Below are 22165 nucleotides of genomic sequence, written 5' to 3' on the forward strand. Positions count from 1 at the left end.
AGACAATGGCTATCCGTAAGTACAAGCCGACGACGCCGGGCCGACGTGGCTCGAGTGTCGCTGACTTCGCCGAGATCACCCGGTCCACGCCGGAGAAGTCGCTGCTGGCTCCGTTGCCGAAGAAGGGCGGGCGTAACGCCCACGGCCGGATCACCACGCGGCACCACGGTGGCGGTCACAAGCGTCAGTACCGTCTGATCGACTTCAAGCGGGTCGACAAGGACGGCGTGCCGGCGAAGGTCGCTCACATCGAGTACGACCCGAACCGCACGGCGCGCATCGCGCTGCTGCACTACGCCGACGGTGAGAAGCGCTACATCCTCGCGCCGAAGGACATGAAGCAGGGCGACCGCGTCGAGTCCGGTCCGGGCGCCGACATCAAGCCGGGTAACAACCTGCCGCTGCGCAACATCCCGGTCGGTACCACGATCCACAACGTGGAGCTGCGTCCGGGTGGCGGGGCCAAGCTGGCCCGTTCCGCCGGCGTCGGCATCCAGCTGCTCGGCCGCGAGGGCGCGTACGCGACCCTGCGTATGCCGTCCGGCGAGATCCGGCGCGTGGACGTGCGCTGCCGCGCGAGCGTCGGCGAGATCGGCAACGCCGATCAGTCGAACATCAACTGGGGTAAGGCCGGCCGGATGCGGTGGAAGGGCAAGCGCCCGACCGTCCGTGGTGTCGCCATGAACCCGGTCGACCACCCGCACGGTGGTGGTGAGGGTAAGACCTCCGGTGGTCGCCACCCGGTCAACCCGCAGGGTAAGCCCGAGGGCCGCACCCGCCGTAAGGGCCAGCCGAGTGACCGGCTGATCGTCCGCCGTCGCTACGCCACGCGTAAGCGCGGCTGAGGGAGATAAGACATGCCTCGCAGCCTGAAGAAGGGCCCGTTCGTAGACGACCACCTGCTCAAGAAGGTGGAAGTTCAGAACGACAAGGGCTCCAAGAACGTGATCAAGACCTGGTCGCGGCGCTCGACGATCATCCCCGAGATGCTGGGGCACACGATCGCCGTGCATGACGGACGCAAGCACGTCCCGGTGTTCGTGACCGAGGCGATGGTCGGGCACAAGCTCGGCGAGTTCGCGCTGACCCGCACGTTCAAGGGTCACGAGAAGGACGACCGGAAGAGCCGTCGGCGCTGACGCCGCCAGGCATACGGATAGAGGGAACAAGGGGTTACAGCGATGCCAGGAAAGGGCGACGCTCCGGTGCTTCCGGGCGCGCGGGCGGTTGCGCGGCACGTGCGCATCTCGCCGATGAAGGCGCGCCGGGTGGTCAACCTCGTCCGCGGCCTGCCCGCGAAGGAGGCGCTCACGGTGCTGCAGTTCGCGCCGCAGGCTGCGAGCGAGCAGGTGTACAAGGTGCTCGCTAGCGCGATCGCCAACGCGGAGAACAACGAGCGGCTGGACCCCGACGCGCTGCTCGTCAGCGAGGCCTTCGTGGACGAGGGCCCGACGATGAAGCGGTTCCAGCCGCGGGCGCAGGGTCGGGCGTACCGAATCCGCAAGCGCACCTGCCACATCACTGTGGCGGTCGAAGCGGTCGCGCCGGCAGCGCCGAGGAAGGCCGCGGCGAAGAAGGCCGCCCCGGCCACGGAGGCCGCACCGGCCGAAGCGCAGAGCAAGACGGAGGACGCCGAGTAATGGGTCAGAAGGTTCACCCCACTGGGTTCCGGCTCGGCATCTCGACCGACTGGAAGTCCCGCTGGTTCGCGGACAAGCTCTACAAGGACTACATCGGCGAGGATGTCAAGATCCGCCGCATGATGTCCAAGGGCCTCGAGCGTGCCGGGATTTCCAAGGTCGACATCGAGCGCACCCGCGACCGGGTCCGGGTCGACATCCACACCGCCCGGCCGGGCATCGTCATCGGCCGTAAGGGTGCGGAGGCCGACCGGATCCGTGGCGAGCTTGAGAAGCTCACCGGCAAGCAGGTTCAGCTGAACATCATCGAGGTGAAGAACCCCGAGTCGGACGCTCAGCTGGTCGCGCAGGGCGTGGCCGAGCAGCTGTCCAGCCGGGTCAGCTTCCGTCGGGCGATGCGCAAGGCCATGCAGTCGGCGATGAAGAACCCGGTCTGCAAGGGCATCCGGGTTCAGGTCTCGGGTCGCCTCGGCGGCGCCGAGATGAGCCGGACCGAGTTCTACCGTGAGGGCCGGGTTCCGCTGCACACGCTGCGGGCCAACATCGAGTACGGCTTCTTCGAGGCCCGTACCACGTTCGGTCGGATCGGTGTGAAGGTCTGGATCTACAAGGGCGACGCCGTCCCGGGCCGGGAAGCTCCGGCCGAGGCCGGTCCGTCCCGCCCGCGTCGTGGTGAGCGCGGCGACCGTCCCGAGCGTCCGCGCCGTGGCCGGTCGGGTTCGTCCGGCACCACGGCTGGTGGCACCGAGGCCGGTCGGGCTGCTGCGACCACCATCGCGCAGCAGGCCGAGACGCCGAGCGGCGAGCCGGTCGACAGCGCAGCTGTCGCCGCCACTGCTGCTCCGGCAGAAACGCAGCAGGAGGGCTGACAGATGCTGATGCCGCGCAAGCCCCCGAAGGGCTTCCGCAAGCCGCACCACCCGGACCGCAGTGGCGCGTCCAAGGGTGGTAACCGGGTGGTGTTCGGCGAGTTCGGGATCCAGGCTCTCGAGCCGGCGTACGTGACGAACCGGCAGATCGAGTCGGCACGTATCGCGATGACTCGCCACATCAAGCGTGGTGGCAAGGTCTGGATCACGATCTTCCCGGACCAGGCCCTCACCAAGAAGCCTGCCGAGACCCGGATGGGTTCCGGTAAGGGTTCGCCCGAGTGGTGGGTTGCCAACGTCAAGCCGGGGCGGGTCCTCTTCGAGATGTCCTTCCCCAACGAGCAGACCGCGCGAGAGGCCATGCGTCGCGCGATCCACAAGCTCCCGATGAAGTGCCGCATTGTTACGCGCGAAGTGGGTGAATCCTGATGGCAGCGGGCGTTAAGGCGACCGAGCTGCGTGAGCTCTCCGAAGAGGAGCTGGTCACGAAGCTGCGGGAGGCCAAGGCGGAGCTGTTCAACCTCCGCGTGCAGGCCGCAACCGGGCAGCTGGACAACAACCGGCGGTTGCAGGTCATCCGTCGGGAGATCGCCCGGATCTACACGATCATGCGTGAGCGCGAGCTGGGGCTCTCGGCCGCGCCGACTGAGGTGACTGCATCATGACCGAAGAGACCGCCACCGCCGCCGCGCGGTCGCGCCGCAAGGTCCGCGAGGGCCTGGTGATCAGCGACAAGATGGACAAGACCGTCGTTGTCGAGGTCGAGGACCGGGTTCGGCACGCGCTGTACGGCAAGATCATGCGCCGTACGGCCAAGCTGAAGGTGCACGACGAGCAGAACGCCGCTGGCACCGGTGACCGGGTTCTCATCATGGAGACCCGGCCGCTGAGCGCCACCAAGCGTTGGCGGATCGTGGAGATCCTGGAAAAGGCCAAGTAGCGAAGGCTCGAGCTCGCCCGGCGTTGCGTCGGGCGTTGGTTCCGCCAGGCTCCGGCCGCTACGGCGGCCGGAGAACCGGCAGACATAGGAGATAGACGTGATTCAGCAGGAGTCGCGACTGCGCGTCGCCGACAACACGGGTGCTCGGGAGATCCTGTGCATCCGGGTTCTCGGCGGCTCGGGTCGGCGCTACGCGAGTATCGGCGACGTCATCGTGGCCACGGTCAAGGACGCAATCCCGGGTGCCGGTGTGAAGAAGGGCGACGTCGTCAAGGCTGTCGTCGTTCGCACGGCCAAGGAGAGGCGGCGTCCGGACGGCTCGTACATCCGCTTCGACGAGAACGCCGCCGTCATCATCAAGGACGGCGGGGACCCGCGTGGAACCCGTATCTTCGGCCCGGTGGGCCGGGAGCTGCGGGACAAGCGGTTCATGAAGATTATTTCCCTCGCGCCGGAGGTGTTGTGACCGTGAAGGTCAAGAAGGGCGACACGGTCGTCGTCATCGCCGGCAAGGACAAGGGTGCCAAGGGCAAGGTCATTCAGGCCTACCCGCGGCAGGACAAGGTCCTGGTCGAGGGCGTGAACCGGGTCAAGAAGCACACCCGCATCAGCACCACCCAGCGTGGCGCCAAGACCGGCGGCATCGTCACCCAGGAGGCCCCGATCCACGTCTCGAACGTGCAGGTCCTGGACTCCGACGGCAAGCCGACCCGCGTCGGTTACCGGATCGACGACAACGGCCAGAAGGTCCGCATCGCGCGTAGCACCGGTAAGGACCTGTGATGACCACGGCTACCGAAAAGACCCTGCCGCGCCTCAAGGAGCGGTACCGCAACGAGATCGTGGCCCAGCTGCGTGAGCAGCACAGCTACGGCAACCCCATGCAGGTGCCGCGGCTGGTCAAGATCGTCGTCAACATGGGTGTCGGCGAGGCTGCTCGCGACGCCAAGCTGATCGACGGCGCGGTCCGCGACCTCGCCACGATCACCGGCCAGAAGCCGCAGGTGCGGCGGGCGACCAAGTCCATCGCGCAGTTCAAGCTCCGCGAGGGCATGCCGATCGGCGCGAAGGTCACCCTTCGCGGCGACCGGATGTGGGAGTTCATGGACCGGCTGCTCTCCATCGCGCTGCCGCGTATCCGCGACTTCCGCGGTCTGGACGGGCGCAAGCTGGACGGGCACGGCAACTACACGTTCGGTCTGACCGAGCAGTCGGTGTTCCACGAGATCGACCAGGACCGGATCGATCGCCAGCGGGGCATGGACATCACGGTGGTCACGACCGCCACGACCGACGACGAGGGCCGGGCGCTGCTCAAGCTCCTGGGCTTCCCGTTCAAGGAGAACTGAGATGGCCAAGAAGGCGCTGATCATCAAGGCGGCCGCGAAGCCGAAGTTCTCGGTTCGCGCGTACACCCGCTGCCAGCGGTGCGGGCGTCCGAAGGCGGTCTACCGCAAGTTCGGGCTCTGCCGGGTCTGCATCCGGGAGATGGCTCACCGCGGTGAGCTGCCGGGCGTGTCCAAGGCTTCCTGGTAAGGGCGACCGCGTCCCGGCCGTCGGCCGGGAACTCCTGCACCGATTAGGTATTGCTCTTCGCCGTAGGCCCGGGGCTGATGCCCCGGGAACCCCGGCGAGAAAGGCTGACGAAATCCATGACGATGACCGACCCGATCGCAGACATGCTCACGCGTCTGCGTAACGCCAACCAGGCGTACCACGATCAGGTGAAGATGCCCTACTCCAAGATCAAGGCGAACATCGCCGAGGTCTTGAAGGCCGAGGGTTACATCGCCACCTGGTCGGTCGAGGAGCCCGAGGAGGGCGCCGTCGGCAAGCGACTGGTCGTCGAGCTGAAGTACGGCCAGAACCGCGAGCGGAGCCTGGCCGGCATCAAGCGCGTGTCCAAGCCCGGTCTCCGGGTGTACGCCAAGTCGGACGGGCTCCCGCGGGTGCTCGGTGGGCTGGGCGTGGCGATCATTTCGACGTCCCAGGGGCTGCTGACCGACCGGCAGGCCCGCAAGCGGAGTGTTGGCGGGGAAGTCCTCGCCTTCGTCTGGTAACGGGAGACAGGTAGAAATGTCGCGAATTGGACGTAAGTCGATCCCGGTGCCAGCCGGCGTCGACATCACGATCGACGGGCAGACCATCAAGGTCAAGGGCCCCAAGGGCCAGCTCCAGCACACCCTCGCCGAGCCGATCACGGTCGAGCGGGCCGAGGATGGGCAGCTGAGCGTCAACCGGCCGAACGACGAGCGCAAGGCCAAGGAACTCCACGGCCTGAGCCGTACGCTGGTTGCCAACATGATCGTCGGGGTCACCGAGGGCTACCGCAAGAGCCTGGAGATCGCCGGCACCGGTTACCGGGTCACCGCCAAGGGTTCGGACCTCGAGTTCGCGCTCGGGTTCTCGCACCCGGTGGTCGTCCCCGCCCCGGCGGGCATCACCTTCACGGTGGAGCGGCCGACCCTGTTCCACGTGGCTGGCATCGACAAGCAGCAGGTCGGTGAGGTCGCCGCCAACATCCGGAAGATCCGCCCGCCGGAGCCCTACAAGGGCAAGGGCGTCAAGTACCAGGGCGAGGTCATCCGCCGCAAGGCTGGAAAGGCAGGTAAGAAGTGAGCGCCACGCTGCTCAAGCGCCGCCGCGGTGTCGCCGCCAAGCGCGCCGTCGGGCGTGCGCGTCGACACTTCCGCGTCCGCAAGAACGTCAGCGGTACGGCCGAGCGTCCGCGCCTGGTCGTCACCCGCTCGCTGCGGCACATGGTCGCCCAGATCGTCGACGACACCAAGGGTCACACCCTGGCGTCGGCGTCGACCCTGGACGCCTCGCTGCGCGGTGCGGAGGGCGACAAGAGCGCCCTGGCTGGCAAGGTGGGCGCGCTGCTCGCCGAGCGGGCCAAGGCCGCCGGCGTCTCCAAGGTCGTCTTCGACCGCGGCGGCAACCGGTACGCGGGGCGAGTCGCCGCGCTTGCCGACGCCGCCCGCGAAGCCGGGCTCGAGTTCTAACAACCCCGTCACGAGAGAGAAGGAAGGCTGCTGATGCCAGGTCAACAGCGCCGTGGCGGCGGGTCCGGTGGCAACGAGGGTGGTCGCCGCGACAACCGCCGTGAGGGCGGCCGCGGAAACGCGCCCGTCGAGAAGACCCCGCACCTTGAGCGGGTCGTCGCGATCAACCGCGTCGCCAAGGTCGTGAAGGGTGGTCGTCGCTTCAGCTTCACCGCCCTGGTGATCGTGGGCGACGGCGACGGCACGGTCGGCGTGGGCTACGGAAAGGCCAAGGAGGTGCCCGCGGCCATCGCCAAGGGTGTCGAGGAGGCCAAGAAGCACTTCTTCAAGGTCCCGCGGATCGGTCAGTCGATCCCGCACCCGGTGACGGGTGAGGACGCCGCTGGTGTGGTGCTGCTCAAGCCGGCCTCGGCCGGTACGGGTGTCATCGCCGGTGGACCGGTGCGTGCCGTGCTGGAGTGCGCTGGGATCCACGACGTGCTCTCCAAGAGCCTCGGTTCGTCGAACCCGATCAACATCGTGCACGCCACCGTGGCGGCCCTGAAGGGGCTTGAGTCCCCCGAGCAGGTCGCGGCGCGTCGTGGCCTGCCGGTGGAGGACGTCGCGCCGGCCGCCATGCTCGCGTCGCGTGCGGGGGTGGCGAACTGATGGCACGCCTGAAGGTCACCCAGCTCCGGTCCGGTATCGGGACCAAGCACAACCAGCGTGAGTCGCTGCGTTCGCTCGGTCTCAAGCGGATCAACGACGTGGTGGTCAAGGAGGACCGGCCCGAGATCCGCGGCATGATCTTCACTGTGAGCCACCTCGTGAAGGTCGAGGAGGTCGAGTAATGACGATCAAGGTGCATCACCTGCGCCCGGCGCCCGGTTCCAAGACCGCGAAGACCCGTGTGGGTCGCGGTGAGGGTTCCAAGGGCAAGACCGCTGGTCGCGGTACCAAGGGCTCCAAGGCCCGCAAGAACATCTCGGCGGCGTTCGAGGGTGGGCAGATGCCCATCCACATGCGCCTGCCGAAGATGAAGGGCTTCAAGAACAAGTTCAAGGTGGTCTTCCAGGTTGTCAACCTGGACCGACTCGCTGAGCTGTTCCCGAATGGTGGTCAGGTCGGCCCGCTGGAGCTTGTTGAGTCCGGCGCGGTCCGCAAGGGTCACCCGGTCAAGGTCCTCGGTACCGGGGACCTCGGCGGTGTGGCGCTCCAGGTGTCCGCGCACGCGTTCAGTGCGTCGGCCAAGGAGAAGATCGCTGCCGCCGGTGGCTCCGTCACCGAGCTGTAAGGCGTACGACCATGGCGCCCGTCCAGTTGAGAGCAACTGGCGGGCGCCATGGTCTGCCTGGGCCGTGAGCGCCCGGTAACATCGGAATCGATTTATGTAGTCGGGCACATCTGCCCGGACCGGGGTGAGGCTGTTAGAGTCCCATCCCAGCCATGGATTGCGGGCACTCGCCCGTGATCCACCCCGACCCGCCAGGGATCACCGGCGGCCCGCCTCGCGCAGGAGGAAGAAGTTGCTGTCCGCCTTTCTCAGTGCGTTCCGTACGCCTGACCTGCGCAAGAAGCTGCTGTTCACAGTAGGCATCATCGCGGTCTACCGGCTGGGTGCAACGCTCCCCAGCCCAGGCGTCTCGTACGGCAACGTGCAGAAGTGCCTCGACACCATCCAGGGTGACACCACCGGGGTGGTGAACCTTCTCAACCTCTTCTCCGGCGGAGCGCTGCTGCAGCTCTCGGTCTTCGCGCTGGGCATCATGCCCTACATCACCGCGTCGATCATCCTGCAGCTGCTGACCGTCGTGATCCCCCGCCTGGAGCAGCTCCGCAAGGAGGGCCAGGCCGGGCAGGCGAAGATCACCCAGTACACCCGCTACCTGACCCTCGGTCTCGGTGTGCTGCAGGCCTCGGCGTTCGTGGCGCTGGCCCGCTCGGGCCAGCTGTTCCAGAACCGCTGTGACCAGTTCCCGATCATCCCCACCGGCACCGGCATCCCGGACTGGCTGACCCTGACCATCCTGGTGATGACGATGACCGCCGGCACCGGCATGGTCATGTGGCTCGGTGAGCTGATCACCGACCGCGGCGTCGGCAACGGCATGTCCGTCCTGATCTTCACCTCGATCGCGGCGCGGCTGCCCAGCGAGGGCTGGCAGATCAAGACCAGCAAGGGCTGGGACATGTTCGCCCTGGTCATCGCGTTGGTCCTGGTGGTCATCACCGCTGTCACCTTCATCGAGCAGTCGCAGCGCCGGATCCCGGTGCAGTACGCCAAGCGGATGATCGGCCGGCGGATGTACGGCGGCACCTCGACCTACATCCCGCTCAAGGTCAACCAGGCGGGTGTGATCCCGGTCATCTTCGGCTCGTCGCTGCTCTACCTGCCGCAGTTGGCGCTGCAGTTCTTCGACCAGACCGACCCGGGCAAGACCCAGTCGTGGATCCAGAACAACCTGGTCAACCCGAGCAGCCCGATCTACATCGCGGTCTACTTCCTGCTGATCATCTTCTTCACGTACTTCTACGTCTCGATCACGTTCAACCCGACCGAGGTCGCGGACAACATGAAGAAGTACGGCGGGTTCGTGCCGGGTATCCGCCCGGGCAAGCCGACCGCCGACTACCTGGACTTCATCCTCAGCCGGATCACCCTGCCGGGCGCGCTCTACCTCGGCATCATCTCGATCCTGCCGAACTTCTTCTTCATCTGGCTGGACAACCAGCAGTACCAGAACTTCCCGTTCGGCGGCACCGCTGTGCTCATCATGGTCGGCGTCGGTCTGGAGACCGTGAAGCAGATCGAGAGCCAACTCATGCAGCGGAACTACGAAGGGTTCCTGCGGTAGATGAGACTCGTTCTGGTTGGCCCGCCGGGCGCGGGCAAGGGCACGCAGGCCGAGTTCATCGCCGCGCACCTCTCGGTGCCGAAGATTTCGACCGGAGACATCTTCCGGTCGAACGTCACCCAGGGCACGCCGCTCGGTGTCGAGGCGAAGCGGTACATGGATGCGGGCGAGCTGGTTCCGGACGAGGTCACCATCAACATGGTCCGGGACCGGCTGGCCGAGCCCGACGCCAGCGAGGGTTTCCTGCTCGACGGCTTCCCGCGGACGACTCCGCAGGCTGCCGCTCTGGACAAGCTCCTGGCCGATCTGGGCACCGCCCTGGATCTGGTCCTGGAGCTGGTCGTCGACGACGACGAGGTGATCCGGCGGCTCTCCGGCAGGCGCACCTGCCGGGGCTGCGGCAAGATCTGGCACGTCGAGTTCGACGCCACCACCCGGCCCGGCATCTGTGACCGGTGCGGCGCCGAGCTGTTTCAGCGCGACGACGACAAGCCGGAGACGATCGCCACGCGGCTCCGCGAATACAGCGAGAAGACCGCGCCCCTGGTCGACTACTACGGCGCTCAGGGCAAGCTGGTCGGGATCGACGCCACCGGGCCGGTGGAGGACGTCACCACCCGGGCCATCGACGCGCTGCGGTCGTACGGCGGCTGAGGTCCGGCCGGGCCACGGCGGATAGAGTGCGAACAGCGGGGTACGCGGTATGTGCCCCGCTGTTCGGCAACGAAAGGTAACCGCTCCATGCGTCGTCCCCAGCTGGACATCCAGCTGAAGACCCCTGACCAGATCGAGAAGATGCGGGCCGCCGGGCTGGTGGTGGCCGAGGCGTTGCGTCGTATGCGCGAGGCTGTCGCCCCCGGTGCGAGCACGGCCGATCTGGACGCCATCGCGGAGGCGACCATCCGCGAGGCGGGTGGTGTTCCGTCGTTCAAGGGCTACCACGGTTTTCCGGCGTCGATCTGCTCGTCGGTCAACGAGCAGATCGTGCACGCCATCCCGTCGCCGAAGCAGGTGCTCCAGGCCGGTGACCTGATCTCCATCGACTGCGGCGCGGTGCTGGACGGGTGGCACGGCGACTCCGCGATCACGGTCGGGGTCGGTGACGTCGATCCGGCGCTGCTGAAGATGGCCGAGGTCGCCGAGGACGCCATGTGGGCCGGTATCGCCGCCGCTGCGCGTGGTGCGGCCAGCGGCAAGGGCCGCCTCACCGACATCTCGCACGCTGTGGAGACCGCCGTCCGCAAGGGCGGCCGGTACGGCATCGTCGACGGCTACGGCGGTCATGGCATCGGCACCGAGATGCACCAGGACCCACACGTGCTCAACCATGGTCGGCCGGGCAAGGGCCCGCGACTGGTCACCGGGATGGCCCTGGCCATCGAGCCGATGATCACCATGGCGTCCCCGCGTACCGTCGAGTTGGCCGACGGGTGGACGGTCGTCACCCGGGACGGCTCGGTGGCCGCGCACGTCGAGCACTCGATGGCCCTGCTGCCGGACGGCGTCTGGGTGCTCACCGCGTTCGACGGTGGCCGGGCCCGCCTGGGTGACCTGGTGACCGCCCGCCAACCCGCGGCCACAAAGACTCTCTAGTCCGATCCCGGCCCGCGCGCCGCGCCGCGCCGTTGATCATGAAGTTGCAGCTCATGATCCACCGCTGTCGGGGGCGGGCGGGAGTGGCGCGACGGTGGCATGCTTGCCGGCATGGACGGGCGCGACGGGATGCGAGCCGCGGACTCGGACCGTGCGGCGGTGGCTGACCGGTTGCGGGTCGCCCTCGACGAGGGCCGACTGGATCTGCACGAGTACGACGAGCGGTTGCAGCAGGCTTACGCGGCACGCACGTACGCCGACCTCGAGGCCCTGCTGACCGACCTGCCGCCGGTGACGCCGGCGCAGCGGTCGGGCCTGGCGCCGGTCGCCGGGTCGACGATGAGCCCGCTGGGTGACCAGCTCGATCCGGCCCTCAGTAGGGGCGTGACCGCCCGCTGGTTGGCCGAGGTGTGGTTCCCGTACCTGCGGGTGATCGCCATCGTGGTGACCATCTGGGCGGTGACGTCGGTGCTCAGCAAGGACCTGCTCTACTTCTGGCCGGTCTGGGTGGCCGGGCCGTGGGGCGCGGTGCTGGTGGTCCGCACGGTCAGCGGGCTGGCTGCGAAGGAGCCCCAGCGCCAGGCCGTCAAGCGCCAACGCCGCCGGGAGCGCAAGCAGGCAAAGCGCGCCCTCGAATCCGACAACGACGAACCAACCCCCTGAACCCCACCAACCCCAACCCGCAGTCGGACCCGCCGCGATCCGTTGATCATGAAGTTGTCGCCGCCGAGCACGGCGTGTCGTGACAACAACTTCATGATCAACGGGGCTGAGGGTGGGGGTTCGGAGGGACTCGCGCCGGTTGGTGGGTGGTCGGTTTGGCGGGGGACTGCAGGCCGGCGTACACTTTCAGATCGGCGCACAGCGTCCACTCCGGCATGCCCACCCTGCGCTTCGGTGGGAGCTGGAGCCGCGGCTGGCGCGGGCTTCTGATTCTGATCAGATTTCCGTGTAAGACGTTGTGGGCCGCCCGGAGCAATCGACGTCAGGACAGCGGAGGACATGCCGAAAAAAGACGGAGCCATTGAGATCGAGGGTCGGGTCATCGAGCCCCTGCCGAACGCCATGTTCCGGGTGGAGCTCGCGAACGGCCACAAGGTGTTGGCTCACATCAGCGGGAAGATGCGGCAGCACTACATCCGTATCCTTCCGGAGGACCGGGTCGTCGTCGAACTTTCGCCGTACGACCTGACCCGCGGGCGCATCGTCTACCGCTACAAGTAGTCCTGACGACGGCCGGGAAGTCCCGTGTCCGTCTTCGACGTCCGGTGCCGCGCAGAGCGCGTGACCGGGCCAGATGGGAAGTAAGGCAACCGTGAAGGTCAAGCCGAGCGTCAAGAGGATCTGCAACAAGTGCCGGGTTATCCGCCGGCACGGCCGGGTCATGGTCATCTGCAGCGACCCGCGCCACAAGCAGCGCCAGGGCTGACTCAGCCCGTCCGGCCGGAGCACGGCCGGGTGGCGTTGGTCCAGGCAGATCCCCAGCGACACACACATCACACATGCTCGTCCCAGCCGCGAGCGGTACGCGAGACGTACCTCTGCGTGGCTGACCCCCGGTCGGAGGCCGGGGCCCGCTCGGGCAGCGACCGATCCCGGTCGCCGGCGCTCACCGCGTCGGAAGGACGGGACGGCCGGTAGCGGGGTGGGACGGGTCCACACCTCCGCCACACATCACGAGGAGTACGCCCGCACATGGCACGTCTAGTCGGCGTGGATCTCCCCCGCGAAAAGCGGTTGGAGATCGCGCTCACCTACATCTTCGGGGTCGGTCGCACCCGCGCCCTGGAGACACTCGCCGCCACCGGCATCTCGCCGGACAAGCGCGCTCGGGACCTCACGGACGAGGAGCTCGTGCAGCTCCGCGACCACATCGAGGGCAACTACAAGGTTGAAGGCGACCTGCGCCGCGAGGTCGCCGCTGACATCCGCCGCAAGGTTGAGATCGGCTGCTACGCCGGCATCCGGCACCGCCGGGGCCTGCCCGTGCGTGGCCAGCGGACCAAGACCAACGCCCGGACCCGCAAGGGCCCGAAGCGGACCGTCGCCGGCAAGAAGAAGCCCGGCAAGAAGTAGTTCTTAACCGGATGACGGGATCGGCCGCCGCCGAGGTGGGTCAGGCCGCAACCCAGTCCGGAAAGTCAACTAGGAGCGCACAGACTTATGCCACCGAAGGCTCGTGCCGGAGCCGCTGTAAAGAAGGTCCGGCGCAAGGAACGCAAGAACGTCGCCCACGGGCAGGCGCACATCAAGAGCACGTTCAACAACACCATCGTGTCCATCACGGACCCGACCGGTGCGGTCATCTCCTGGGCCTCCGCTGGCCAGGTCGGCTTCAAGGGCTCCCGCAAGTCGACTCCGTTCGCTGCGCAGCTGGCCGCCGAGGCTGCCGCGCGTCGCGCCATGGAGCACGGCATGCGCAAGGTCGACGTGTTCGTCAAGGGCCCCGGCTCCGGCCGGGAAACCGCCATCCGTTCGCTGCAGGCAGTGGGCCTCGAGGTCGGGCAGATCGCCGACGTCACCCCGCAGCCGCACAACGGGTGCCGTCCGCCGAAGCGTCGCCGGGTCTGAGAGGTAGAGAGAGATGGCTCGTTACACCGGTGCAGACTGCCGCCGTTGCCGGCGGGAGAAGATGAAGCTGTTCCTCAAGGGCAGCAAGTGCGATGGTCCGAAGTGCCCGTTCGAGTCCCGGCCGTTCCCGCCCGGGCAGCACGGCCGCGGCCGCACGAAGGAGACGGAGTACCTGCTCCAGCTCCGCGAGAAGCAGAAGGCCCGTCGGGTTTACGGCGTGCTGGAGAAGCAGTTCCGCGGTTACTACGAGGAAGCCGTTGGCAAGCAGGCCAAGACCGGTGAGGTCCTCCTGCAGATCCTCGAGTCGCGGCTGGACAACGTCGTTTACCGGGCCGGCTTCGCCCACTCGCGGGACATGGCCCGCCAGCTGGTCAAGCACGGTCACTTCACGGTGAACGGCAAGAAGGTCGATATCCCGTCGTACCGCGTCAAGGAGCACGACATCATCGAGGTTCGGGGCAAGAGCAAGGAGCTCACCCCGTTCATCGTCGCGCAGGCTCAGGCCGGCTCGAAGACGGTTCCGGCGTGGCTTGAGGCCATCCCGAGCCAGATGAAGGTGCTCGTGCACTCCCTCCCGGCCCGGCAGGTCATCGACACGCAGGTCCAGGAGCAGTTGATCGTCGAGCTCTACTCCAAGTAGTCCGAGCTCGTTCGGTGGCCCGCCCTTCGGGGCGGGCCACCGGAACAGTTTGTGTCGTGGGCGTCAAATAGCGGGCGCCCCGGAAGAGAAGAGAAAAGATGCTCATCAGCCAGCGACCCTCCCTCTCCGAGGAGTCGATCAACGAGACCCGTTCCCGGTTCGCCATCGAGCCGCTGGAGCCGGGCTTCGGCTACACCCTGGGCAACTCGCTGCGGCGTACGCTGCTGTCGTCGATCCCGGGCGCGGCCGTCACCTCGATCAAGATCGACGGTGTGCTGCACGAGTTCACCACGATCCCCGGTGTCAAGGAGGACGTGGTCGAGCTCGTCATGAACATCAAGGAGCTGTGCGTCAGCTCCGAGCACGACGAGCCGGTCAGCATGTACCTGCGTAAGCAGGGTCCGGGCGACGTGACCGCGGGCGACATCCAGCCCCCGGCCGGCGTCTCGGTGCACAACCCGGATCTCAAGCTCGCCACCCTGAACGGCAAGGGCCGGCTCGACATGGAGCTGACCGTCGAGCGGGGCCGGGGCTACGTGACGGCGGCGCAGAACAAGCAGTCCGGCGCCGAGATCGGCCGCATCCCGGTCGACTCGATCTACTCGCCGGTGCTGAAGGTGACCTACCGCGTCGAGGCGACCCGTGTCGAGCAGCGCACCGACTTCGACCGGCTGATCATCGACGTCGAGACCAAGCCGTCGATGGGTCCGCGTACCGCGCTGGCCTCCGCCGGTTCGACGCTGGTGGAGCTGTTCGGGCTCGCCCGGGAGCTGGACGAGACCGCCGAGGGCATCGACATCGGGCCGTCCCCGCAGGACGCCCAGCTGGCGGCGGACCTCGCTCTGCCGATCGAGGAGCTGGACCTCACCGTCCGCTCCTACAACTGCCTCAAGCGCGAGGGCATCAACTCCGTTGGTGAGCTCATCGGGCGTACCGAGGCCGACCTCCTCGACATTCGCAACTTCGGTCAGAAGTCGATCGACGAGGTCAAGATGAAGCTCGCCGGGATGGGTCTCGGGCTGAAGGACTCGGCTCCGAACTTCGACCCGGCGCACGTCGTGGACACCTTCGGCGAGGCCGACTACGACACCGACGACTACCGCGAGACCGAGCAGCTCTAGTCCGCGCTGCCGCCACAACTGAGGAGCACCAAAAATGCCCACGCCCACCAAGGGCCCCCGCCTCGGCGGCAGCCCCTCGCACGAGCGGCTGATGCTGGCCAACCTGGCGACCGCGCTGTTCCAGCACGGGAAGATCCAGACCACCGAGACGAAGGCCCGGCGGCTGCGCCCGCTGGCCGAGCAGCTCATCACCAAGGCCAAGCGCGGTGACCTCGCCTCGCGGCGTCGGGTGCTGGGTGTCGTCAAGGACAAGGACGTGGTCTACGCCCTGTTCGACCAGATCGCGCCCCGGTACTCCAACCGCCCCGGCGGTTACACCCGGATCGTGAAGACCGGTCCGCGCAAGGGTGACAACGCGCCGATGGCCATCATCGAGCTGGTGGAGGAGCTTCAGGTCGCCGAGCCGAAGGTGAACAAGAAGACCGCCGCCCGCAAGGCCGCGCAGCAGGACAAGGTCGAGGCGCTCGCCCCGGCCGACGAGGCCCCGAAGTCGGCTCCGGCCGACCAGGACTCCGAGGCGCCGGTGTCGGCGTCCGGTGACACCGACGCCGCCCGCGAGGACAGCGACGAGGCCACCGAGAACAAGGCCTGATCAAGGGCATCGTCGGGCCCGGCACCCCATCGGGGGTGCCGGGCCCGACCCGTAACAGGAGGTACGAGGTGGACGAGCGGATCCGGCTGCGGCTGGACGTCTCGTACGACGGCACCGACTTCTCCGGCTGGGCAGCCCAGCCGACCAGGCGCACCGTGGCGGGGGTGCTCGTCGAGACCCTGGACCTGGTCCTCGGCGTCGGTACCGCCACCGGGCTGACGGTGGCCGGGCGGACCGACGCGGGAGTGCACGCCACCGGTCAGGTCTGCCACGTGGACCTGCCCGTGGACGTGTGGCGCCAGCACGAGGGGCGGCTGCTGCGTCGCCTGGCCCGGCTGCTCCCCACCGACGTGCGGGTACGGGCGATGACCGAGGTGCCGGCCGACTTCGACGCCCGGTTCTCGGCCACCTTCCGGCGCTACGAGTACCGGGTCACCGACGCGCCCTTCGGCGCCGAGCCGCTGCGCCGCCACGAGGTGCTGGCCTGGCCGAAGCCGTTGGACCTGGCCGCGCTGAACGCCGCCGCCACCGGGCTGGTGGGGGAGCACGACTTCGCCGCGTACTGCCGGCGCAAGGAGCACGCCACCACACTGCGCGAGGTGACCCGGCTGGACTGGCATCGCGACCCGGACGGCATCCTGGTCGCCACCGTGCAGGCGGACGCGTTCTGTCAGGCGATGGTGCGCAGCCTGGTGGGGGCCATGCTGGTGGCCGGGGACGGCCGCCGCCCGGTCGAGTGGCCGGGAACTCTGCTCACCCAGCGGGAGCGGTCCAGCGAGGTGACGGTGGCCCCCGCGCGTGGGCTGACCCTGGTCGCCGTCGGCTACCCGGCAGATCCGGCCGAGTACGCCCAGCGGGCGACCCTCACCCGCCGGTTGCGGGTCCCGATCGAGGGTTGACCGTCCGCGGGGTCAGTCGCCGGGCAGATCGCCCTGGTTGGCGTTGCTGCCGGTAGGTGCCGCCGTCGGTTGCGAGGCGGTGCCACCGTCGGCCCGGCTCTGGAGTACGCCCCGGCTGAGGTGCAACTCGATCATGTCGAACAGGATCTCGCGGACCTTGGCGTCTCCCGCCTTGACCGCCGCCCCGTCCTTGCGAACCACCAGCGCGTACGCCAGGTAGTGGCCACGGACCTGCCAGCCGACGCGTGCCGGGGCGTTGGCCAGGACATCGGTGCCGTCGCCGTCGTCGGCGGTGAGGCCACGGAAACGGCCCTGCCGCTCGTCGAGCAGTTGCCGGAGCCGGTCTCGGGCCCGTTCCGCGCTGACCTTGTCGGTGAGGTTGAACAGGCCGGCGGTGACCAGGTGGTCGCCGCCGGGCGTGCTCAGCGTGCCCCGGACGACCTGGTTGCAGCCGAGTAGGACCAGCAGGTCAGCGACCTCGTCCGTGGCGGCGACCGCGCAACTGCCGCTGGACTGTGTCTTGAGCACCTGGTAGCTCGGTTGGCCGCTGGTGAGCTTCAGTTCTTTGGTGGGGAAGAGTTCCTTGGCGGTGAGCGGGGCCCGGTCGGACTCCCGGGAGTCGAGGGCCAGCCGTTCCGCCGGTGCCGACGTCGGGGCGGCGTTCGGCTGGTACGTCGGGTTGCTCTGCGGCTGCTCGCCGCGGTCGATGAGCAGCGCGGCGGCGCCGAGGCCACAGAGGGCGAGCAGCACCAGGACGGCTGCGCCGCCGATCAGTGCCTGCCACAGTCGACCGCCGCCGCGCCGGGCGGGCGGCTCCGCCGCCGTCGCCGAGGTGTAGATCTGGCTGCGCGGCGGTGCGGGTGGGATGTCGGCGCGTGTCGGCTCTGCCTGCGGCGCATCGGTGTGAGAGGCCGGCCCGAGCTGTGGCACCCCGGCACGAGCCGGTGCCGGCTGCGACGAGGGCAGCGAGAGCTGGTTCGGGCGGGGCAGCGACGGCGTGGGGAAGCGTGACGGAGAGGGCCCGGCCGCCGGGGGCGGACCGGCGCCGAGCACCGACAGGTCGGACCCGGGCTCCGGGTACTCCTCGAAAGCATCCTCATCGGACTGGTACCGATACACCATGTCGCCCAGAGTAGGAGTCATTGTCCCTTTAGGTGGTAATTTCGGGGAAATGTACGTGCGGGCCGTGTCAGGTCCGCCCCGGACCGGTGCGAGAATTGTCGGGTGACCGGCGACCACTACTTCACCGCTCAGCCCACCGGCGACGCCCCGACGCGCGAGGTCGAGTTCACCGTCGCCGACCGCGACTACCGGCTCACCTCGGCCGGCGGGGTGTTCTCCGCCAGCCGGCTCGACCCGGGCACCGCGGTGCTGCTGCGCAAGGCCGAGTTGCCCGCCGACGACACCACCGGTGACCTGCTCGACCTCGGCTGCGGGTTCGGGCCGATCAGCTGCGTACTGGCCGACCTCGCGCCCACCAGCACCATCTGGGCCGTCGACGTCAACGCCCGGGCCCGCGAACTGACCGCCGCCAACGCGGCTCGGGTGGGTGCCGCCGACCGGGTCCGGGTCAGCGCGCCGGACGACGTTCCGGACGACGTCCGCTTCGCCCAGATCTGGTCGAACCCGCCCATCCGGATCGGCAAGGATGGCCTGCACGACCTGTTGCTGCGCTGGCTGCCCCGACTCGCCCCGGACGGCGTCGGCTGGTTGGTCGTCGCCCGACACCTCGGCGGCGACTCGCTGCAACGCTGGCTCACCGAGCAGAGCTGGCAGGTCGAGCGGTACGCCAGCCAGAAAGGCTTCCGGGTGCTGCGCGTCACCCGGTAATTGGATGTACCCCCCCACCCTCACTGGGGCAGGATCCCGGCGTGGGATACGTGGACGTGGCAGCGGTCGGGCACATCCTGCCCGACGGTCGGGAACTCTTCGCCGACGTGTCGTTCCGGGTCGGGGAGGGCAGCAAGGTCGCCCTGGTCGGGCCGAACGGCGCGGGAAAGACGACGCTGCTGAGGATGGTCGCCGGCGACCTGCCGGTGCGCAGCGGCGTCGTCGCGCGGGCCGGCGGGCTGGGTGTGATGCGCCAGTTCATCGGCATGATCGGTGACGAGTCGACCCTCGCCGACCTGGCGTTGTCGCTGGCCCCTCCGGTGCTTCGCGACGCCGGCCGGCGGCTCGGCGAGACCGAGGCGGCCATGCGGGCGGCCGAGGCCCTCGGCAAGTTCAGCAACGCCGCGGGCAAGGCCCAGCTGGCGTACGCCGATGCGCTCGGCGCCTGGGGCGAGGCCGGCGGGTACGACGCCGAGGTGCTCTTCGACACCGTCGCGACCATCGTCCTCGGTAAGCCGTGGGACGCCGTGCGGGACCGTCCGGTGCGTACCCTCTCCGGCGGCCAGCAGAAGCGCTTCGCCCTGGAGTTGCTGCTGCGCGGCCCGGACGAGGTTCTGCTGCTCGACGAACCCGACAACTTCCTCGACGTGCCCGGCAAGCGCTGGCTGGAGGCGCGACTGCGCGAGTCGACGAAGTCGGTGCTCTACGTCTCGCACGACCGCGAGCTGCTGGCCCAGAGCGCCGACCGGGTGGTCGCCGTCGAGGGTGGCAGTGCCTGGGTGCACCCGGGCGGCTTCGCCAGCTGGTACGAGGCTCGGGTGGCTCGGCACGCCCGCCTCGACGAGCTGCGCCGACGCTGGGACGAGGAGCACCAGAAGCTCCGCGAGCTGATGCTGATGTACAAGCAGAAGGCCGCGTACAACGACGGGTTGGCCTCGCGTTACCAGGCCGCGCAGACCCGGTTGCGCAAGTTCGAGGAGGCCGGGCCGCCGCCCGTACCGCCGAAGGACCAGGACATCCGGATGCGGCTCAGCGGCGGGCGGACCGGCAAGCGCGCGGTCGTCTGCGAGCAGCTGGAGCTCGACGGCCTGACATTCCCCTTCGACCTGGAGATCTGGTACGGCGACCGGGTGGCGGTGCTCGGTGCCAACGGCACCGGCAAGTCGCACTTCCTGCGGCTGCTGGCCCGCGGCGGCACCGACCCGGACCCGGCGAACGGCCCGGTCGACGGCGCGGGCGCGCTCGCTCCGGTGATGCACGAGGGGTCGGCCCGCCTCGGTGCCCGGGTCCGCCCCGGACACTTCTCCCAGACTCACGACCGGCCGGAGCTGATGTCGAAGACGCTTGTCGAGATCCTCTGGCGGGGCGACGAGCACCGCACCGGGATGGACCGGCACGCGGCGATGGGTGTGCTCAGTCGCTACGAGCTGGCCGCGCAGGGCGACCAGCGCTTCGGCACGCTCTCCGGTGGGCAGCAGGCCCGGTTCCTGGTGCTGCTGCTGGAGCTGTCCGGGGCGACCCTGCTGCTGCTCGACGAGCCCACCGACAACCTCGACCTGGCCAGCGCGGAAGCTCTCGAAACGGGCCTGAACGCCTTCGAGGGGACGGTGATCGCTGTCACCCACGACCGCTGGTTCACCCGCTCCTTCGACAGGTTCGTGCTGTTTCGAGGCGACAGCGAGGTGGTGGAGACTCCGGAACCGGTCTGGGACGTGGGGTGAGCGGTCCTCGGCGGCGGTGCGTCCGGCCGGCATAGGGTGGATCGCGTGACTGAAATGACCTATCGCCGGCTGGGCGACTCCGGGCTCGTGGTGTCCGTGGTCGGCATCGGCTGCAACAACTTCGGCCGTAAGTTGGACCTCGACGGCACCCGGGCGGTGGTGGACGCGGCCCTGGACGCCGGGATCACCCTGTTCGACACCGCCGACATCTACGGCGAGCCGCAGGGCGGCTCCGAGGAACTGCTCGGGCAGGCGCTCAAGGGCCGCCGGGACGACGTGGTGGTGGCCACCAAGTTCGGCATGGACATGTTCGGTCTCAACGGACCGGACTACGGCGCGCGGGGTGCGCGGCGCTACATCGCCCGCGCGGTGGAGGCGTCGCTGCGCCGGCTCGGCACCGACCACATCGACCTGTACCAGATGCACGAGCCCGACCCGGGCACCCCGATCGACGAGACCCTCGCCGCCCTGGACGACCTGGTCCGTGACGGCAAGGTGCGCTACCTGGGCAACTCCAACTTCGCCGGCTGGCAGATCGCGGACGCGGACTGGGTCGCCTCGTCCAACGGCCGGTCCCGCTTCATCAGCGCGCAGAACCACTACAGCCTGGTGGAGCGGTCCGTGGAGGCCGAGGTGATCCCGGCGTGTGAGCGGTTCGGCCTCGGCATGCTGCCGTTCTTCCCGCTCGCCAACGGCCTGCTCACCGGCAAGTACAAGCGGGAGGGTCAGCCGCCGGCCGGCAGCCGGCTCTCCGGTGGTGGCCGGTACGCGGAGCGGCTCGCCGCAGCCGACTGGGACACCATCGAGGCGATCGAGGCGTACGCGGCCGAGCGGGGTCTGACGATGCTCCAGGTGGCGATCGGCGGGCTGGCCGCCCAGCCGGCGGTGACCTCGGTGATCGCCGGTGCCACCACGCCCGAGCAGGTGCGTGCCAACGCCGCCGCTGGCGTCTGGGAGCCCAGCGACGACGATCTGGCGGCGCTGCGCGCCATCCTCTGAGCGCGGGGCGTCGCGTGCGGGGCGTCGCGTGCGGGGCGTCGCGTGCGGGGCGCGCGCCACGCATGATCCACTCGCGTTCCTTGAAGCCGGGGTGACCTGCGGTCCGGGAAGCCCCGACTTCAAGGATGCCGAGTCGATCACCAGGCGATCGAACGACACCGGGCCGGGCCGCTCGTCGCGGCCCGGCCCGGTCCTGTGCATGGGCGCCGGAGCGCCCGTCGGTCAGCTGGTGCGCTGGTCGGTCTAGCTGGTGCGGCGGCGGCCGAACAGCATGGCCACCCCCATCGCGACGGCGACGAGCACGAGACCGGCCGCCGCGAACGGCCACCAGGCGGCGCTGCCGGCGTCGTCCGTCGGCGTGGTCACCGCGACCGGCGCGGGCGCCGGCGGCGACTGCGCCGCCTTGGCCTGCACCGTGGCGGTGGCCTTGCCCGCCAGGGGAGCGGGGGAGTTCACCGACACCTTCCAGGTTCCGGTGGAGAGCACCGGGCCGCTGCTGTAGAAACCCTGCCCCTCAGGCTGCGGTTCGAGCTGCACCGGCCCGACCCGCTGCCCGTCCGGACCGGTCGCGGTGAGGACCAGCCGCACCACCTGCTCCAGCCGGCGGCCATCGGCGTAGGTGGCCTGGATGGTGACGCCCTGAGCCCCGTCGCCCGCCACAGTGAGTTTGAGCTTGTCGGCCTGCGCCGCCGGGGCGGCCTGGGCTGCTTGCGCCGCCGGGGCGGCCTGCGCTGCTTGCGCCGCCGGGGCGGCCTGCGCGGCCTGCGCCGCCGGGGCGGCCTGCGCGGCCTGCGCCGCCGGGGCGGCCTGCGCGGCCTGCGCCGCCGGGGCGGCGGCGGACAGGGTCAGGGCCAGCCCGACGAACACGGCGGCCAACGCCTTGCGGATACCGGTCACGGACATCTCCCTTC

General features: G+C 69.0%; 34 protein-coding genes. 32 read left to right on the forward strand and 2 right to left on the reverse strand.

Features of this window, described 5'->3' with window-relative positions; all coding sequences use genetic code 11:
- The first annotated feature begins 5 nt into the window (after nucleotides 1-5).
- The 29 genes from rplB to truA all read left to right on the forward strand — a co-directional run bounded on the left by rplB (nucleotide 6) and on the right by truA (nucleotide 16704).
- Nucleotides 6-845 carry a 50S ribosomal protein L2 gene (rplB, locus tag ACIBEF_RS08600; protein ID WP_053653944.1) on the forward strand — a complete coding sequence of 280 codons (840 nt, stop codon included), beginning with the start codon at nucleotides 6-8 and terminating at the stop codon, nucleotides 843-845.
- A gap of 12 nt (nucleotides 846-857) precedes the next feature.
- Entirely contained in the window at nucleotides 858-1139 is a 282-nt protein-coding gene (gene rpsS, locus ACIBEF_RS08605) for a 30S ribosomal protein S19 (protein ID WP_007465299.1), read from the forward strand.
- 42 nt (nucleotides 1140-1181) lie between these two features.
- Nucleotides 1182-1640: a 50S ribosomal protein L22 gene (rplV, locus tag ACIBEF_RS08610; protein ID WP_007465297.1), complete on the forward strand. Its 459-nt coding sequence runs from the start codon at nucleotides 1182-1184 to the stop codon at nucleotides 1638-1640.
- A complete protein-coding gene (rpsC, locus tag ACIBEF_RS08615; protein WP_091402401.1) occupies nucleotides 1640-2509 on the forward strand; it encodes a 30S ribosomal protein S3 in 870 nt (289 codons plus the stop codon). The genes rplV and rpsC overlap by 1 nt, the downstream gene beginning before the upstream one ends.
- Nucleotides 2510-2512: 3 nt before the next feature.
- Nucleotides 2513-2938, forward strand: coding sequence for a 50S ribosomal protein L16 (rplP, locus tag ACIBEF_RS08620; RefSeq protein WP_053653940.1), 426 nt, complete (start codon nucleotides 2513-2515; stop codon nucleotides 2936-2938).
- The gene (gene rpmC, locus ACIBEF_RS08625) at nucleotides 2938-3174 is read left to right on the forward strand and encodes a 50S ribosomal protein L29 (RefSeq protein WP_007465283.1); all 237 of its coding nucleotides are present in this window, start codon (nucleotides 2938-2940) and stop codon (nucleotides 3172-3174) included. Before rplP ends, rpmC begins: the two co-directional genes overlap by 1 nt.
- Nucleotides 3171-3449, forward strand: a complete 279-nt coding sequence (gene rpsQ, locus ACIBEF_RS08630; RefSeq protein ID WP_030489590.1) for a 30S ribosomal protein S17 — start codon at nucleotides 3171-3173, stop codon at nucleotides 3447-3449. The genes rpmC and rpsQ overlap by 4 nt, the downstream gene beginning before the upstream one ends.
- A gap of 97 nt (nucleotides 3450-3546) precedes the next feature.
- Entirely contained in the window at nucleotides 3547-3915 is a 369-nt protein-coding gene (rplN, locus tag ACIBEF_RS08635; protein ID WP_007465279.1) for a 50S ribosomal protein L14, read from the forward strand.
- The gene (rplX, locus tag ACIBEF_RS08640) at nucleotides 3912-4232 is read left to right on the forward strand and encodes a 50S ribosomal protein L24 (protein WP_172899047.1); all 321 of its coding nucleotides are present in this window, start codon (nucleotides 3912-3914) and stop codon (nucleotides 4230-4232) included. The genes rplN and rplX overlap by 4 nt, the downstream gene beginning before the upstream one ends.
- Nucleotides 4232-4798, forward strand: a complete 567-nt coding sequence (gene rplE, locus ACIBEF_RS08645) for a 50S ribosomal protein L5 (RefSeq protein ID WP_196919809.1) — start codon at nucleotides 4232-4234, stop codon at nucleotides 4796-4798. Before rplX ends, rplE begins: the two co-directional genes overlap by 1 nt.
- Before the next feature lies 1 nt (nucleotide 4799).
- The gene (locus tag ACIBEF_RS08650) at nucleotides 4800-4985 is read left to right on the forward strand and encodes a type Z 30S ribosomal protein S14 (protein WP_007465272.1); all 186 of its coding nucleotides are present in this window, start codon (nucleotides 4800-4802) and stop codon (nucleotides 4983-4985) included.
- A gap of 116 nt (nucleotides 4986-5101) precedes the next feature.
- Complete coding sequence (rpsH, locus tag ACIBEF_RS08655; protein ID WP_007465270.1) at nucleotides 5102-5509, forward strand: 30S ribosomal protein S8; 408 nt, start codon at nucleotides 5102-5104, stop codon at nucleotides 5507-5509.
- 16 nt (nucleotides 5510-5525) lie between these two features.
- Nucleotides 5526-6068, forward strand: a complete 543-nt coding sequence (gene rplF / locus ACIBEF_RS08660; protein WP_357206396.1) for a 50S ribosomal protein L6 — start codon at nucleotides 5526-5528, stop codon at nucleotides 6066-6068.
- The gene (gene rplR / locus ACIBEF_RS08665; RefSeq protein WP_030329901.1) at nucleotides 6065-6454 is read left to right on the forward strand and encodes a 50S ribosomal protein L18; all 390 of its coding nucleotides are present in this window, start codon (nucleotides 6065-6067) and stop codon (nucleotides 6452-6454) included. Before rplF ends, rplR begins: the two co-directional genes overlap by 4 nt.
- A 33-nt stretch (nucleotides 6455-6487) precedes the next feature.
- Nucleotides 6488-7102, forward strand: coding sequence for a 30S ribosomal protein S5 (gene rpsE / locus ACIBEF_RS08670; RefSeq protein WP_357206394.1), 615 nt, complete (start codon nucleotides 6488-6490; stop codon nucleotides 7100-7102).
- Nucleotides 7102-7284, forward strand: coding sequence for a 50S ribosomal protein L30 (gene rpmD, locus ACIBEF_RS08675; protein ID WP_007465262.1), 183 nt, complete (start codon nucleotides 7102-7104; stop codon nucleotides 7282-7284). The genes rpsE and rpmD overlap by 1 nt, the downstream gene beginning before the upstream one ends.
- Nucleotides 7284-7727 (forward strand): 50S ribosomal protein L15, encoded by a 444-nt coding sequence (gene rplO, locus ACIBEF_RS08680; RefSeq protein WP_030329906.1) that lies wholly within the window; start codon nucleotides 7284-7286, stop codon nucleotides 7725-7727. The genes rpmD and rplO overlap by 1 nt, the downstream gene beginning before the upstream one ends.
- Before the next feature lie 232 nt (nucleotides 7728-7959).
- Nucleotides 7960-9288 (forward strand): preprotein translocase subunit SecY, encoded by a 1329-nt coding sequence (secY, locus tag ACIBEF_RS08685; protein WP_357207564.1) that lies wholly within the window; start codon nucleotides 7960-7962, stop codon nucleotides 9286-9288.
- Entirely contained in the window at nucleotides 9289-9942 is a 654-nt protein-coding gene (locus ACIBEF_RS08690) for an adenylate kinase (protein WP_088950228.1), read from the forward strand.
- Between the two features lie 87 nt (nucleotides 9943-10029).
- Nucleotides 10030-10881 (forward strand): type I methionyl aminopeptidase, encoded by an 852-nt coding sequence (gene map, locus ACIBEF_RS08695; protein WP_396792369.1) that lies wholly within the window; start codon nucleotides 10030-10032, stop codon nucleotides 10879-10881.
- Between the two features lie 111 nt (nucleotides 10882-10992).
- Nucleotides 10993-11544 carry a DUF1707 domain-containing protein gene (locus ACIBEF_RS08700; protein ID WP_396792371.1) on the forward strand — a complete coding sequence of 184 codons (552 nt, stop codon included), beginning with the start codon at nucleotides 10993-10995 and terminating at the stop codon, nucleotides 11542-11544.
- Between the two features lie 339 nt (nucleotides 11545-11883).
- Complete coding sequence (infA, locus tag ACIBEF_RS08705) at nucleotides 11884-12105, forward strand: translation initiation factor IF-1 (protein ID WP_007073013.1); 222 nt, start codon at nucleotides 11884-11886, stop codon at nucleotides 12103-12105.
- 91 nt (nucleotides 12106-12196) lie between these two features.
- Nucleotides 12197-12310 (forward strand): 50S ribosomal protein L36, encoded by a 114-nt coding sequence (gene rpmJ / locus ACIBEF_RS08710; protein ID WP_043965539.1) that lies wholly within the window; start codon nucleotides 12197-12199, stop codon nucleotides 12308-12310.
- A 266-nt stretch (nucleotides 12311-12576) separates the two neighbouring features.
- A complete protein-coding gene (rpsM, locus tag ACIBEF_RS08715; protein ID WP_030329917.1) occupies nucleotides 12577-12957 on the forward strand; it encodes a 30S ribosomal protein S13 in 381 nt (126 codons plus the stop codon).
- A gap of 87 nt (nucleotides 12958-13044) precedes the next feature.
- On the forward strand, nucleotides 13045-13452 hold the full coding sequence (gene rpsK, locus ACIBEF_RS08720) for a 30S ribosomal protein S11 (RefSeq protein ID WP_030329919.1): 408 nt from the start codon (nucleotides 13045-13047) through the stop codon (nucleotides 13450-13452).
- Between the two features lie 13 nt (nucleotides 13453-13465).
- On the forward strand, nucleotides 13466-14092 hold the full coding sequence (rpsD, locus tag ACIBEF_RS08725) for a 30S ribosomal protein S4 (protein WP_030329921.1): 627 nt from the start codon (nucleotides 13466-13468) through the stop codon (nucleotides 14090-14092).
- 98 nt (nucleotides 14093-14190) lie between these two features.
- A complete protein-coding gene (locus ACIBEF_RS08730) occupies nucleotides 14191-15213 on the forward strand; it encodes a DNA-directed RNA polymerase subunit alpha (RefSeq protein WP_007465227.1) in 1023 nt (340 codons plus the stop codon).
- Nucleotides 15214-15247: 34 nt separating this feature from the next.
- The gene (rplQ, locus tag ACIBEF_RS08735; RefSeq protein ID WP_053653920.1) at nucleotides 15248-15805 is read left to right on the forward strand and encodes a 50S ribosomal protein L17; all 558 of its coding nucleotides are present in this window, start codon (nucleotides 15248-15250) and stop codon (nucleotides 15803-15805) included.
- Between the two features lie 68 nt (nucleotides 15806-15873).
- Nucleotides 15874-16704, forward strand: coding sequence for a tRNA pseudouridine(38-40) synthase TruA (gene truA / locus ACIBEF_RS08740; RefSeq protein WP_396792374.1), 831 nt, complete (start codon nucleotides 15874-15876; stop codon nucleotides 16702-16704).
- Between the two features lie 12 nt (nucleotides 16705-16716).
- Here the strand turns inward: truA and ACIBEF_RS08745 are convergent, their stop codons facing one another.
- Complete coding sequence (locus tag ACIBEF_RS08745; protein WP_396792376.1) at nucleotides 16717-17826, reverse strand: hypothetical protein; 1110 nt, start codon at nucleotides 17824-17826, stop codon at nucleotides 16717-16719.
- Between the two features lie 102 nt (nucleotides 17827-17928).
- Between ACIBEF_RS08745 and ACIBEF_RS08750 the strand changes: the two genes are divergently transcribed.
- From ACIBEF_RS08750 to ACIBEF_RS08760, 3 genes are read left to right on the forward strand one after another with little or no spacing between them, the layout of a single operon-like run.
- Nucleotides 17929-18534 carry a class I SAM-dependent methyltransferase gene (locus ACIBEF_RS08750; protein WP_396792378.1) on the forward strand — a complete coding sequence of 202 codons (606 nt, stop codon included), beginning with the start codon at nucleotides 17929-17931 and terminating at the stop codon, nucleotides 18532-18534.
- 41 nt (nucleotides 18535-18575) lie between these two features.
- Nucleotides 18576-20255 (forward strand): ABC-F family ATP-binding cassette domain-containing protein, encoded by a 1680-nt coding sequence (locus ACIBEF_RS08755; protein WP_396792380.1) that lies wholly within the window; start codon nucleotides 18576-18578, stop codon nucleotides 20253-20255.
- Between the two features lie 36 nt (nucleotides 20256-20291).
- On the forward strand, nucleotides 20292-21254 hold the full coding sequence (locus ACIBEF_RS08760; protein ID WP_396792381.1) for an aldo/keto reductase: 963 nt from the start codon (nucleotides 20292-20294) through the stop codon (nucleotides 21252-21254).
- 243 nt (nucleotides 21255-21497) lie between these two features.
- Here the strand turns inward: ACIBEF_RS08760 and ACIBEF_RS08765 are convergent, their stop codons facing one another.
- Nucleotides 21498-22157: a hypothetical protein gene (locus ACIBEF_RS08765; RefSeq protein WP_396792383.1), complete on the reverse strand. Its 660-nt coding sequence runs from the start codon at nucleotides 22155-22157 to the stop codon at nucleotides 21498-21500.
- Nucleotides 22158-22165 lie beyond the last annotated feature (8 nt).

Source organism: Micromonospora sp. NPDC050795 (genome assembly GCF_044456785.1).
Lineage (GTDB): Bacteria > Actinomycetota > Actinomycetes > Mycobacteriales > Micromonosporaceae > Micromonospora.